Annotated in this window: 15 protein-coding genes, 1 pseudogene and 1 riboswitch; of the genes and pseudogenes, 12 read left to right on the plus strand and 4 right to left on the minus strand. The window is 30.3% G+C overall.

What is annotated here, in order from left to right:
• The first annotated feature begins 57 nt into the window (after nucleotides 1–57).
• A riboswitch (FMN riboswitch) is annotated at nucleotides 58–173 on the plus strand.
• A gap of 114 nt (nucleotides 174–287) precedes the next feature.
• From ribD to ribE, 4 genes are read left to right on the plus strand one after another with little or no spacing between them, the layout of a single operon-like run.
• Entirely contained in the window at nucleotides 288–1,382 is a 1,095-nt protein-coding gene (gene ribD / locus SOR77_RS01475) for a bifunctional diaminohydroxyphosphoribosylaminopyrimidine deaminase/5-amino-6-(5-phosphoribosylamino)uracil reductase RibD (protein ID WP_320635447.1), read from the plus strand.
• Nucleotides 1,363–2,007: a riboflavin synthase gene (locus tag SOR77_RS01480; protein WP_320635434.1), complete on the plus strand. Its 645-nt coding sequence runs from the start codon at nucleotides 1,363–1,365 to the stop codon at nucleotides 2,005–2,007. The genes ribD and SOR77_RS01480 overlap by 20 nt, the downstream gene beginning before the upstream one ends.
• An 8-nt stretch (nucleotides 2,008–2,015) precedes the next feature.
• Nucleotides 2,016–3,230, plus strand: a complete 1,215-nt coding sequence (locus tag SOR77_RS01485) for a bifunctional 3,4-dihydroxy-2-butanone-4-phosphate synthase/GTP cyclohydrolase II (protein WP_414153374.1) — start codon at nucleotides 2,016–2,018, stop codon at nucleotides 3,228–3,230.
• A complete protein-coding gene (gene ribE, locus SOR77_RS01490) occupies nucleotides 3,230–3,700 on the plus strand; it encodes a 6,7-dimethyl-8-ribityllumazine synthase (protein WP_320635435.1) in 471 nt (156 codons plus the stop codon). Before SOR77_RS01485 ends, ribE begins: the two co-directional genes overlap by 1 nt.
• A 61-nt stretch (nucleotides 3,701–3,761) precedes the next feature.
• Here ribE and nrdG read toward each other — a convergent pair whose 3' ends face one another.
• Nucleotides 3,762–4,256 carry an anaerobic ribonucleoside-triphosphate reductase activating protein gene (gene nrdG / locus SOR77_RS01495; RefSeq protein ID WP_320635436.1) on the minus strand — a complete coding sequence of 165 codons (495 nt, stop codon included), beginning with the start codon at nucleotides 4,254–4,256 and terminating at the stop codon, nucleotides 3,762–3,764.
• Entirely contained in the window at nucleotides 4,256–6,379 is a 2,124-nt protein-coding gene (gene nrdD, locus SOR77_RS01500) for an anaerobic ribonucleoside-triphosphate reductase (RefSeq protein ID WP_320635449.1), read from the minus strand. Before nrdD ends, nrdG begins: the two co-directional genes overlap by 1 nt.
• A gap of 751 nt (nucleotides 6,380–7,130) precedes the next feature.
• On the opposite strand from nrdD, the gene SOR77_RS01505 reads away from it, so the two are divergent.
• From SOR77_RS01505 to SOR77_RS01520, 4 genes and pseudogenes are all read left to right on the plus strand, one after another.
• On the plus strand, nucleotides 7,131–7,964 hold the full coding sequence (locus SOR77_RS01505; protein WP_320635437.1) for a hypothetical protein: 834 nt from the start codon (nucleotides 7,131–7,133) through the stop codon (nucleotides 7,962–7,964).
• 10 nt (nucleotides 7,965–7,974) lie between these two features.
• The gene (locus SOR77_RS01510) at nucleotides 7,975–8,484 is read left to right on the plus strand and encodes an isochorismatase family cysteine hydrolase (RefSeq protein ID WP_320635438.1); all 510 of its coding nucleotides are present in this window, start codon (nucleotides 7,975–7,977) and stop codon (nucleotides 8,482–8,484) included.
• Nucleotides 8,485–8,576: 92 nt separating this feature from the next.
• Nucleotides 8,577–8,732, plus strand: a pseudogene (locus tag SOR77_RS10210) (transposase); the annotation flags it as partial.
• Between the two features lie 312 nt (nucleotides 8,733–9,044).
• Nucleotides 9,045–9,308, plus strand: coding sequence for a hypothetical protein (locus tag SOR77_RS01520; RefSeq protein WP_320635450.1), 264 nt, complete (start codon nucleotides 9,045–9,047; stop codon nucleotides 9,306–9,308).
• Nucleotides 9,309–9,517: 209 nt separating this feature from the next.
• On the opposite strand, the gene SOR77_RS01525 is transcribed toward SOR77_RS01520, so the two are convergent.
• On the minus strand, nucleotides 9,518–10,030 hold the full coding sequence (locus SOR77_RS01525) for a DUF4364 family protein (protein ID WP_320635440.1): 513 nt from the start codon (nucleotides 10,028–10,030) through the stop codon (nucleotides 9,518–9,520).
• Between the two features lie 215 nt (nucleotides 10,031–10,245).
• On the opposite strand from SOR77_RS01525, the gene SOR77_RS01530 reads away from it, so the two are divergent.
• Nucleotides 10,246–11,190 (plus strand): CPBP family intramembrane glutamic endopeptidase, encoded by a 945-nt coding sequence (locus SOR77_RS01530; protein WP_320635441.1) that lies wholly within the window; start codon nucleotides 10,246–10,248, stop codon nucleotides 11,188–11,190.
• A 117-nt stretch (nucleotides 11,191–11,307) separates the two neighbouring features.
• On the opposite strand, the gene SOR77_RS10215 is transcribed toward SOR77_RS01530, so the two are convergent.
• Nucleotides 11,308–11,688 carry a transposase gene (locus SOR77_RS10215; protein ID WP_414153378.1) on the minus strand — a complete coding sequence of 127 codons (381 nt, stop codon included), beginning with the start codon at nucleotides 11,686–11,688 and terminating at the stop codon, nucleotides 11,308–11,310.
• Here SOR77_RS10215 and SOR77_RS01535 point away from each other — a divergent pair.
• The 3 genes from SOR77_RS01535 to SOR77_RS01545 form a co-directional block, all read left to right on the plus strand.
• The gene (locus SOR77_RS01535) at nucleotides 11,630–11,809 is read left to right on the plus strand and encodes a hypothetical protein (protein ID WP_320635442.1); all 180 of its coding nucleotides are present in this window, start codon (nucleotides 11,630–11,632) and stop codon (nucleotides 11,807–11,809) included. The genes SOR77_RS10215 and SOR77_RS01535 overlap by 59 nt on opposite strands.
• 616 nt (nucleotides 11,810–12,425) lie before the next feature.
• Nucleotides 12,426–13,160 carry an SIR2 family NAD-dependent protein deacylase gene (locus tag SOR77_RS01540; protein ID WP_320635443.1) on the plus strand — a complete coding sequence of 245 codons (735 nt, stop codon included), beginning with the start codon at nucleotides 12,426–12,428 and terminating at the stop codon, nucleotides 13,158–13,160.
• Nucleotides 13,153–13,529: class I SAM-dependent methyltransferase (locus tag SOR77_RS01545; protein WP_320635444.1), on the plus strand; the 377-nt coding region annotated here is incomplete at its 3' end. The genes SOR77_RS01540 and SOR77_RS01545, both read left to right, overlap by 8 nt.

Raw genomic sequence — 13,529 nt, forward strand, 5'->3', positions numbered from 1 at the left:
TTTAAGGTTTACTTTTAAAGTTTTTTATGTTATTTTCTTAATAAGAAAAACATTTTCATATTTCTTCAGGGCGAGGTGTAATTCCTCACCGGTGGTGATAGTCCACGAGTCGAAAGATTGAATCGGTGAAATTCCGATACCGACGGTTATAGTCCGGATGGGAGAAGAGTATTTAGGCAGGATAATTTATCTTGCTATAATTTGACGTCCATCCGGAGCTCTGTGAGCTTCGGTTTTTTTATGTAAGAAAATATGATTTTGTTTCATTTATAAAGGAGGCGATATTTATATTTTCTGAAGAAAATAAATTTATGAAGAGAGCCCTTGAATTGGCAGAGATGGGAAGGGGATTTACAAAGACAAATCCATTGGTTGGAGCAGTTGTGGTAAAAGATAACAAAGTAATAGCTGAAGGTTATCATCACAGATATGGAGATAATCATGCAGAAGTGGATGCGCTTAATAAGGTGAATGGATTGGCAGAAGGAGCAACTATGTATGTAACTTTAGAGCCGTGTTCACACTATGGGAAGACACCACCTTGTGCAGACAGGATTATAAAAGAAAAATTAAAAAGAGTTGTGGTTGCAATAAGGGACCCTGATGAAAGAGTCTCTGGAAGAGGAATAGAAATTTTAAAAAGAGAGGGAATTGAAGTTGAAATTGGAATGCTTGAAGATGAAGCAAAGTTTCAGAATAGAGTTTTCTTACTGAATAAATCTATGAAGAGACCATTTATAACACTTAAATTTGCAACTACTCTTGATGGGAAAATAGCGACGAATTCTGGAGAAAGTAAGTGGATTACAAATTCTACTTCAAGACAAGATTCACACATCTTAAGGAGTAAGGTAGATGGAATATTGGTTGGGAAAAACACAGCTATTAAAGATAATCCATTATTAACTAACAGAAGTGGTAAAGGATATAATCCAATTAGAATTTTATTAGACAGTGAGCTTGAAATAGACTCTAACTACAACATTTATAATTTTGAAGCTAAGACAATTGCTTTTACAAATTCTTCTGATTTAGAAAAGTACAAAAATTTAACGGATAAAGGTGTTGATATAGTAAGGATTTCAAGAGATGGGGATGGTTTAAATTTAAATGAAATTTGTGAAGAACTTTTAAAGAGAGATATAGCTCATATATTAGTTGAAGGCGGCTCTAAAATTCACTCTTCGTTTATAAGGTCCGGATTGGTAGATGAAATTTATCATTATATAGCTCCAAAATTGATAGGTGGGGGAAAGTCTGTTGATGATGGAGTGGGAATATTAAATTTATCTGATAGTTTGAACTTTAATATAATCAGTACAAAAAATTTAGATGGAGACATTTTAATACATGGAGTGAGAGATGTTTACGGGGATTGTTGAAGAAATAGGAACACTTAGAAAAATTGAAAAGAGAGTAGATAGAATTACTATTTGTGTTGATTCAAAATTAGTTTTAGAAGATGTGAAACTTGGAGATAGTATTGCAACTAATGGTGTGTGTTTAACAGTTACAAAATTTGGAGATGATTTTTTCACGGCTGATATGATGCGTGTCACGGCTGAAAAATCTACATTAAATAGTTTAATTTCTGGGAGTAAATTGAATTTGGAACGAGCTGTAAGACCGATGGACAGATTAGGAGGACATATCCTGCAAGGTCATGTTGATACAGTTGGCAAAATAATTTCCAAAATACCAAATAAAGATGGCTATTTACTTGAGATAAGTGTTGAAGATGAGTTTAAAACACAGTTTGTTGCACAGGGTTCCATTGGGTTAAATGGAGTGAGTTTAACTTTAGCTAGTGTGAATAGAAATTCTTTTATGGTATCTCTTATTCCTGAAACATTAGCGAGGACAAATTTAGGAGATTTAAATTTAGGAGATAGTATCAACGTAGAGTTTGACATACTTGGAAAATATATAAATAGATATTTTGAATTTAAAAATGAAAATGGTGAATCTAAAATAGACATGGAATTTTTGAGAAAATATGGTTTTTAGGGGGAATTATGTGGAATACAGTTGATGAAGCATTAGAAGCGTTAAGAAGAGGAGAAATAATATTTGTTTTGGACGCAGAGGACAGAGAAAATGAAGGAGATATGATTTTAGCGGCAGAGTTTGCAACAACTGAAACTTTAAATAAAATGGCATCTATGGCAAAGGGACTTATCTGTATGCCAATGAGTTCGAAGGAAGCGGCAAGACTTTGTTTGGAACCTATGGTGAGTAAAAATACTGATAATCATGAAACTGCATTTACAGTTTCGATAGACCATGTTGAAACAACTACAGGGATTTCAGCAGAGGAGAGAGCTTTTACGGCGAGAATGTGTTGTGATGAGAACGTAAGGGCAATTGATTTTAGAAGACCGGGGCATATGTTTCCACTTATAGCTAAAGATGGTGGTGTTTTAGAGCGTGAGGGACATACAGAAGGAACTGTAGACTTGTTAAGACTTGCTGGTTTAAAAGAAATAGGATTGTGTTGTGAAATAATGGAAGAAGATGGCACCATGATGAAAAGAGACAGGTTAAAGGAAATGGCTGATAGTTTAGGAGCTGTTTTTATTCACATAGATCAAATTAAAAAATACAGAAAGACAAATGAAAAATTAGTAGAAAGAGTTACAAAGTGTAAACTTCCAACAAAGCATGGAGTATTTACAGCTTATGGTTATATAAATAAATTGAACGGAGAGCACCACGTTGCAATGGTAAAAGGGGATGTATCAGATGGTAATGATGTTTTGTGCCGAGTACATTCAGAGTGTTTGACAGGTGATGCTTTTGGTTCTGCGAGATGTGATTGTGGGGAACAATTAGCTGAGGCAATGAGAAGAGTTGAAAAAGAAGGCAGAGGAATAGTCTTGTATATGAGGCAAGAGGGCAGGGGAATAGGCCTTATAAATAAACTTAGGGCCTATGAATTACAAGATAAAGGAATGGATACTGTAGAGGCTAATTTAGCCTTGGGATTTCCTGAAGATGCGAGGGAGTACTATATAGGAGCTCAAATTTTAAAGGATTTAGGAGTTAAGAAGTTGCAACTCATGACAAATAATCCTGATAAAGTATATAATCTTGAGGAATATGGAATTGAGATTACTAAGAGAGTTCCAATAGAAATACATTCAAATGAAACAGATAGATTTTATTTGGAGACAAAAGCTAAAAAGATGAGTCATATATTAAAAGAATTTAAAACTGAGGAGATTATGTAATGAGAATTATTGAGGGGAATTATTCAGCAAAAGAAAGTAAGGTAGCGATTGTTGTGAGCAGGTTTAACGAATTTATCACATCTAAATTACTTGGTGGTGCTATAGATTGCCTTAAAAGACACGAGATAGAAGATGATAGTATAACAGTGTGTTGGGTTCCGGGAGCTTTTGAAATACCTCTTTTTGCACAAAAATTGGCAAATACGCAAAATTATGATGGTGTGATTTGTTTGGGAGCTGTTATAAGGGGAAGTACACCTCATTTTGATTATGTATGTAGTGAAGTTTCAAAAGGTGTGGCGAAGATATCTTTGGATACAAACTTGCCAGTTGCATTTGGAGTTCTCACAACAGAATCTATAGAGCAGGCTATAGAAAGAGCCGGTACAAAAGCGGGGAATAAAGGTTATGATGCTGCAATGACGGTAATAGAATCTATTAATCTTATAAAAGAGATAAAAAATATTTAATGCGCACAAAAAAGAGCTTTTGATTAATGGCAAATTAGATTTGCTAAAAATCATAAAGCTCTTATATTTCTAATAAAATCACTTGATTTTGTTCGAGTGATTTTTTTATATCTATTATTCTCTGATTGGATGAACCTCTAAATTTTAAACTCAAGTCTTTAAGGCTGTTTATAAATAAGCCATCAACAAGAACATCACAGAGTTTTAAAAGTTCAAGCTTTTTATCGTCTTCTAATATTTGTTCGAAAGTATATCCTGAATAAACCCAAATGGATTTAGATGTGTAACCTCTTATTTCTCTGACTACTGATGTTAAATCGGGAATATTTTGGAATGGTTCACCACCAAGAATAGTTAGTCCATTGTTTACAGACTCACTCAAGTGGTCTATTATTTCAGCAGTTTGAACATCAGTCCACAATTCTCCGAACATGAAGTCTTGATATTCTTGATTGAAACATTCTTCGCAATGGTGAGTACATCCTGTTACAAAGAGACTAGTTCTTATTCCCGGACCATTTGCAACATCGTATCTTCTTATTTGTCCATATCTCATTAGATATGCAAAACCCTATCATGGATTTCCTTAGTTCTGCCTTCATTCCAGAAGTTTTCTCCAAGATATCCACAAGTGCGTCTTACAACTGTAAGTGTAGATTTATCTTTGTTGTGGCATTGAGGACATTCCCATTCATTATCAGAATTTAATTTAATTTCTCCGTCATAACCACATTCAGCACAATAATCACTTTTAGTGTTGAACTCAGCATATTGAATGTTGTCATAGATGTATCTAACTATTGTTTCAAGTGCTTCTAAGTTATGAGACATATTAGGTATTTCAACATAAGAAATACATCCGCCAGTAGACTTATCTTGGAATTTAGATTCAAATGCAAATTTTTCAAATGCAGAAATTTCTTCTCTTACATCAACATGGAAAGAGTTAGTATAGTAGCCTTTGTCTGTTACATTTTCAATGACACCAAATCTATTTTTATCTATACTTGCAAATCGGTTAGTAAGTGACTCAGCAGGAGTTGCGTATAGAGTGAATTTTATTCCTGTTTCTTCAGTCCATTTCTTAACTGCATCGTTTAAACTATCCATTATTTTCATAGCAAAATCATAACCTTTAGGATCAGTGTGAGACACACCTTTTGTTAGGTAAGTAGCCTCATATATACCGATATAGCCCATTGAAACAGTTGAATAACCATTTTCAAGAAGAGAAGCTATGGATTCATGTTTGCCAAGTCTTGCAATAGCCCCATGTTGCCAATGGATAGGCGATGAATCGGAGTTAACTTTTTTAAGATGTTCATATCTTAAAATACCAACTCTCTTAACTAATTCAAGTCTTTTCTCAAGAATTTCAAAGAATTTTGACTCGTCGCCTCCAGCAAGGATTGCAATTTGAGGTAGGTTAAGAGAACAAGCTCCCATATTGAATCTACCTTCGAATTGATACTGTCCTTTGCTATTTTTCCAAGGTGGCAAAAATGCACGACAACCCATAGGACTAAATACATTGCCCTCATAATTTGCTTTCATTTTTTTAGCAGAAATATAGTCAGGATACATTCTCTTTGCAGTACACCTGATTGCAAGGGAAGTCAGATAATAGTATTTAGATTCAGGTTTTACATTATTTTCATCAAGTACATATATTAATTTAGGGAATGCAGGAGTTACATATACTCCAGCATCATTTTTAATACCTTGAATTCTTTGTTTTAAAATTTCTTCGATTATTTGAGCAATTTCATCTATATAAGGGTCATTATCTTCAAGTTGCATAAATAAAGTTACAAAAGGAGCTTGACCGTTAGAAGTCATCAAAGTATTTATTTGATATTGAATGGTTTGTATACCACTTTCTAAATCTTTTTGAGTCATCTTGGCTGCCATCTTTTCTGCAAGTTTGATATCGCCAAGAGTATCTATAGCAAGAGTTAGATTCTTATCGTAAGAACGTCTTAAGTATTTGCCCAAGCATGCAATGTTAATACTTTGACCGCCATATTGATTAGATGCAATTTGAGCTATTATTTGAGTCATAACATTACAAGCTACTTGGAAGGACTTAGGAGTTTCAATCATTTTTCCGTTTACCACAGTCCCGTTATCTAGCATATCCTTAATATTAACCAAACAACAGTTGAAAATAGGTTGAATTATATAATCCATATCATGAATATGAATTGCTCCACATTCATGAGCATCTACTAAGTCGGCAGGAATCATTTTACGTTTCGCAATATCTTTTGAAACTTCTCCAGCAATTAAATCACGTTGAGTGGATGCAATTATGGCATTTTTATTTGAATTTTCATCCATTATATCAAAATTCGTCTGATTTAATAGGCCTAAAATTTCTTTATCTGTTGTGTTTTGTTCTCTCTTATAAGATTGAACTGCTTTATAATTTTCATAAGCTCTTGCAGTTGCAGGGTTATTGTTTTCAATTAATTTATAATATACAAGTTCTTCTATAGATGATATGGAAATTGGCTCCATACTTAACATAGCTTGTTCTTCAATTTCAGCAGCTATTTTTCTAGCTTGACCTTCTATGTATACGCCACTCATTGAATTCATTGCTTTTTCAATTGCAATTTCTATTTTTTTACCGTCAAAATCTGCTCTTCTGCCGTTTCTCTTTATAACTTCTAATATTGCCATATAATCCTCTCCTTTTCCGCTTATGTAATTATACTATATATGGTGGATAATATCAATTGGATAGATATATGAATACTATATATTGGGGAATATGCTAAAGGTGTATATTAAGGGATTTTAAGGATAAAAATAAAAATATTAAGATATAAATTGAATGTATAATAAAAAATAAAAGTAGAATTGTAAATAGTTATATAATGTTTAAATTGTAAAATTAATCAAGATATTTATATAAGATATCAGTAGATTAGTTTTTTCCCTTAAATGATTATTTATATCTCTTATTTTATTTGCATCTATGGTTTGTTATTTAAATTCTCTTAAAATTGTAAAATGATGTCTGTACAAAAATTTTGCTATTTATCCAGAAAAATAACCCTCTTTATTTAATAACTCTATCTTATTTCTATAATTCTAGTGGAAGATATTTACTACTCATATTGACTTAGTGTGTTTATGGCTATTAAAATTACATGAAGTTAGTCAATATAAGTTTTAATTTTTATTTGGTGTCGTGTTTAATTTTACAATTTATCACATAAAAATATTATTTATGATATACTTAATTTATATAAACTATAAAAAGTAAGAAGAGTATAAAAAAGGCATGAGTATTCAAGAATATTATTACAGCACAAGAAAAATAAGCAGTGTTATAGGACTTTAAGAAAAACCTTTTCAGAGAAAGAGGTGGATTATGTAATTTTTGTAAATGAAAATTTTTAATTAAGTGTGGGGTGTGAATTTGAAGATATATATTTTTTCAGATGTAGTATGTACTTGGTCGTGGGGAGAAGAAAAAGTTTTAAGGGCAATAGATTATTTATTTGATGGGAAAGTTGAGTTTGAAAATATAATGGGGGGGATGATTTCTGATTACCATGATATACTTCCAATGAATATGAAAGACAAAGATTCTGATGAAACTGCAAATGCAATTTTAAAACAAATTTGGATAGCTGGTTCTACAATACATAAAATGCCTGTGTCGAGCAAATTACCGAATTTGCTTTCTAGAAAAAATCCAAGTACAAATAAGTTAGATAAATATTTTATATCTGTTAGAGAAATAGCTCCAGAAAAGGCGAATATTTTTTTAAGAAGATTGAGAGAAGATACCATACTCTATGGAGTAAATACAATGGACATTGAAAATATTATTCCTATTTTAAAGGAAATAGGAATAAATGAAAAGGAATTTATAGAGATATTTGAACGAGACTCTGCTCAAATTTTTTTAGAGGATAGAATGAGTACATTTGATAGAAGATTTGATAATTTTCCAAATTTTATGTATGTGGATAATGAGGGAAAGGAATTTATAGCTAAGGGATACAAAACAAAAAAGGAATTATTAAATTTTATACATGAACATTCTGATTTAAGAGAAAAGGAAATAGAGGAAGATGAAGTAAATATCTTAAATTTTATAAAAAAATATAAAAAAGTATTTTTACATGAGTTTTATGAATTGTTTATAGATGAAGAGTTTGTAAAAAATTCACTTAGCAGTTTAAAATCTAAAAATTTAATTGAGATTAGACCTATAGAAAGTACTGAGGAAATATATTTACTATAAGAGGTATAATATGGAAGTTTTAATAGTTGTGGATATGCAAAACGATTTTATAAATGGAAGTTTGGGTACTAAAGAAGCGGTTAATATAGTACCAAATGTAAAAGACAAAATTGATAGTTTTGAGGGGAAAATATATTACACAAGGGATACTCATGGAGAAGATTATCTTGAAACTGAGGAAGGGAAGAATTTACCGGTTAAACATTGTATTAAGGGAACTGATGGTTGGGAAATTCATCCTGATTTGGCAATAAAAGGTAAGATTTTTGATAAGGGATCATTTGGAACTGTTGAATTAGCTGAAGAGTTAAGGGAATTGGAGAGAGAAAATAAAATTGACAGCATAACTTTAGTTGGACTTTGTACAGATATTTGTGTAGTATCAAATGCACTTCTAATAAAATCATATCTGCCTAATATACCTATAAAAGTTGATGAGAGTTGTTGTGCGGGTGTGACTTTAGAAAGTCATGAAAGTGCAATTAAGACTATGAAGATGAATCATATACAAATCATATAGTTAAAATAATATTAAAGAAGAGGTTGTTGCAAAAGTCTCAGAATGAAAAAAGACGAGGAAACTAATAAAAATCCTCACCTTTTTCTAATACAATGTACGACTCAGAAGGAATATTTTCATCAAGAGAAATAGAAGAATCTTGTAAATATGATTTAAGAATTAAATATCTACTAGATACACAACAACTCCCGGACCATAGCACAATAAACAGATTTAGGCAAAAAATAGCAGAAATAACACCAGGTATACTTAATCAAATAGTAGAGAAATTAATAGAAGAAAATCAAATAGATATGTCAAGTATATATAGATGGAACAAAAATAGAAGCCTACGCCAACAGATATAGCTTCGTATGGAGAAAAAGCATAGAAAAATATCAAGAAAAGCTAAGAATTAAAGCTATAAAACACTTAGGACTTAATGAACATTCAACAGCAGAAGAAGTCCTTGAAGTAGTAAGAACAGTTTTTAACTCAATTGCAAAAGAATGTATAGATAAAAATATAGAATTTGTATATGGACAAGGAAAAATAAAAAACAAATTCAACGAGATTGTGAAATGCTAAAAGACTGGAAAGAAAAGTTTGAAAAATACAAAGAACATCTAGAAATAATGGGAGAGAATAGAAACTCATACTCAAAAACAGATTATGATGCAACATTCATGCGAATGAAAGAAGACCATATGAAAAATGGTCAACTAAAACCGGTATACAACATACAACTAGCAAGTGCATCAGGATTTATCATAGGAGAAAACATATCACACCATCCAAATTGCATATATACATTAAACCTATTCCTAAATAAATTACAAAAATAATAAAAAAGAACTTAGAAATCATAAAATAAAAAGCTGATTAAGAAAAAATTTTCGAAAGTATAGCTATATTTAGTGTACTCATTTTTAAAAGAAATTGACTAAATTAATATAGAAGAAAATTTTCAATCAAAAAATATAATATCTAAATTCAATTATTTAATTAAAAAGTGATGTGCAAAATAGAATTGTCTATCTTTGCAACATCACTTTTAAGATTCTAAATATTGAATTACATTCATGTAAAATTCTTCTGGATTTTTTTTAAATCTATCACAGATGCCTATCGCATATTGCTCAGAAGGGACTTCAAGGTTTAAATTAAAGATGTCTACTTCAAATTCAATTATAGCTAGGTTTACAAAGAATCTTTCATTTTCTTTTTTATAGTTAGCTATTATAGAATTTTCGTAGTCAGTAGGTTCTTTCAGGTTTTCAATCTCTTTATCTATCGAATTTACAATATTTTTAGGTAGACGATCATTGAACATTTCAAGAGCGATTTGACCTTCTTCAGTCAATTGGATGTAATGGTCAATAATTTCAACAAAGCCATTGTCGTATAACTCTCCTAAATATTGTTTATAAAAAAAATAATTTAAAAATTCATTTTTTAATATGAAAGAAGTTAAATCATCTTCATGAAACGTATTAGAAGATTTTTGAATTATATACAAAATGATTAATTTATTTTGAGCTAACTCTTGGATATTAAAAGTTTCCATATAATCCCTCCTAATTTATTATATCATTTAGGATGAAAGTTTTAAATATTTATTCGATTTGATATAATTATGGATAATGTTTGATATGAAGCACAAAGTTTTAAGGGTTGTTATATTTTTTATAATTTTAATTAGTAGTCAAATTACATTGAGTAAAATATTGGCAATAATGAAAGATATGAGTTTAAAATTAGATATTATGTTGAGGCAAAAAAATGAAGATAAATTTAAATCGTAGAAAATATAAAAAGAAAAATTTAAATGTTTTGAGTGTAAATACATTTACTCTTTTACTTTCTATATTATTTTTATTGATAGGAAATTATATACAGAGCAAAAATTTTTTTAGAGGAACATTTATAAATGAAATTTTTATAATTTTAATACCAGCACTATTTATTGCGGGTACGGGAAAGTTTACTCATGTTTTAAGAATTAAATACATAAGTTTAAAAAATATATTTAGAGTCATTTTGATGACAATATTATCATATCCAATAATTTTATTAGTAAATGGTTTGTTTTTAAGTATATTTTCAAATATAACAGAGTTAAATAATTTTTCTATGGATGTAGTAACTAGAGATATGAACCTAAGTGGATATTTATTTTATATGTGTTTGGTACCTGCTATATGTGAAGAGATATTTTTTAGAGGAGCTCTTATAAATTCATATGATATTTATGGACCAAAATTTGCAATTTTTATGAGTGCATTAGTTTTTGCATTATTTCATTTTGATATTCAAAATTTTTTGGCGCCACTTCTTCTAGGAATAATGTTTGGTAATTTTTTAGAACTTACAGGTTCAATTTTTGCATGCATGATTGCTCATTTTGTAAATAATGTAATAGCTCTAATTTCAGCAAGATATGTGAACGATTCTCTATTTAGCTATTTACAAAGTACTTCGTTGGCTAGGGATATAGGCTCTTTACAATTATATATAATAACTTTATTGATTATTTTATCAGGAATATCAATTTTTATTTTAAAGAATATGTATAGAAAAATGTATTTTGAGAAGAAAAGAGAAGATGAATTTTACGGGCGTAGGCAGAGAATTAGAGCAGCTCAAACTTTTGATTTTTTTAATTTTGTGCCAATAATAGCATTATTTATTTTGTATTTTATTTATTATAAAGTTGTTTTTTATTAAAAGCGACCTAGTAATATGTCAAGAGGATAAAAAATAATTTTTTATCCTTAAAAAGGAAAAAACCGCATGACAAAAAGACCCTATAAAAAGCAGGTTAAAAAATTAAGCTAAGTTGTTCTACTCAACATAATTGTTGGAGTAGAGTTGATTTTTGCTCAGCAAACTAAAAATCAATCCAATAAATTTACGAGTTGTTAGTGCGAGGGCTCTTTTGTGTTTGTGTATTGTGGATTCATCATATTTCTTTTGATAAAAATTCTTGTATTCAGGAATATGACGAATAATACTGCTTGTAGCTTCAAAAAGATAATACCTAAGATACTTGTTACCAGTTTTAGTCATTCTAGTATTGTCAGAAGAAAAAGACCCTGATTGAGTTTCTCTCCAGGTAATACCGGCATACTTCGCTAATTTATCATTAGAATCAAAATTAGAAATAGTGCCAATTTCTGATAAAATACCAGAAGCAAATACAGGACCAATCCCGGGAATTGAAATTAAAACATTGTATTCATTAGGATTAAGACCTTTACAAGTTCTCTCTATAGCTAAATCAACTGATTTAACCTCTTTCTCAAAAGTATTAATAACATTAAAAGAAGAAGCAATAGAACATTAATAGGCTCATAAGAAACCTTATCGAGACGATAAGAATCTCTAGCCGCCTTTTGAAGAATCTTTGCAATTAGAGAAGGATCCTCAAAACGATTTTTGCTTTTTTCAATTAAAAAAGAAGATAAATCTTCCAAAGAAGAATAAGCAATATCATCAAGAGAAAGAAAATCATTAATAACAGCTTTAGAAGAAGCACCAAAAATATCAGAAAAAGCTCTTTGAGACTTATCTAATCTAATAAGTTCACTTAATTTAAAGTAGATAAGAAATCATTCTTCACAGGTTTTCACCTCCTTCTTATCAAAAATAAAGTGAAGAAAGTAAGCAAAAGAAATATCCCAATCTTAATAACTAACTTCCCCCTTGCATTATAAGCATTCAAGTTGAAAAATAGCCATGCTGAGAGCCTAATCAAAAAGATGCAGCACCTTAAGTGAGAAGATTTGGTTATTAAGTCAGGAAGCATGCTTTCCAAAGCAATATCAAAAGATTTGCAGGAGTTGAAAGAATTTTCCTTTGCTAAATATATTCAAAATAATTATAGCACTGGGGTATCTCAATTACAGTTATAAGGTTTAAAAATATTGACCTAAAAATATATTATACGAGGAGTTAAGGTTATGGAAAATATTAAAAAAGCAGCTGAACTTATAAAAAATAGTAAGAAAGTATTTGCTTTAACAGGAGCGGGGATAAGTACAGAGTCTGGAATACCTGATTTTAGGTCAAGTAGCGGATACTATAAAAAGTTTGATCCTATAAGAGCTCTCTCAGTTGATACAATGATTGGGGACCCTAAAAGATTTTATTCTGAAGGATATTTAATTTTAAAGGATTTAAATGATAGAAAACCAAATAATGGACATATTGTATTGGCAAAGCTTGAAGAAGAGGGATATCTTTCAGGAATAATAACTCAAAATATAGATAATTTACATTTTGAAGCAGGCAGTAAGAATGTATATGAAGTTCACGGAGAGACTAGAGGAGTGCACTGCATTAAATGTGGTGCTAAATATGACTTTAACTATTTGAAAAATAAGATTGAAGACGGAGAAATCCCTCCTAAGTGTGAAGAGTGTGGTGGGGTAGTTAGGTCAAATGTTGTAATGTTTGGTGATATGATGCCAGACGATTACACAAAAGCTACTTATGAGTTACAAGATACAGATTTGTTGATTGTAATAGGTTCGAGCTTGACAGTAAGTCCTGTAAATTTTTTGCCAAGATATGTGGAGGATTTGATAATAATAAATAATACTCCCACTCCAGAAGATAGAAGAGCTAAGTTTGTTTTTAGAGAGAATTCTGGAGAAGTACTAATGAATATTTATAATGAGGTAATGAATGGATAATTATAAAGAGTTTGCAGCTGTGTATGATGAATTAATGTGGGATTTTGATTATAAAAAAGTTTATAAGTTTATAAAAGATACGGTTGAGCAAAATGGGAATCTTAAAGGCAAGTGTTTAGAATTAGGTTGTGGAACAGGAAATTTAACAGAATTTTTGGTAGATGACTTTGATGTGGATGCAATAGATTTGTCTGATGAGATGCTTGCCGTTGCATCTAATAAACTTGTAAATAAGAGTGTTAATTTTTATAAACAAGATATGCAAAATTTAATGTTCAATGTAAAATATGACTTAGTTGTATCAAGTTGTGATTCAATAAATTATATTTTGAAAGAAGAAGAATTAGAAAAATTATTTAAATGGGTTTA

It is taken from the genome of Peptoniphilus sp. (assembly GCF_034090345.1).
Classification (GTDB): domain Bacteria; phylum Bacillota; class Clostridia; order Tissierellales; family Peptoniphilaceae; genus Peptoniphilus.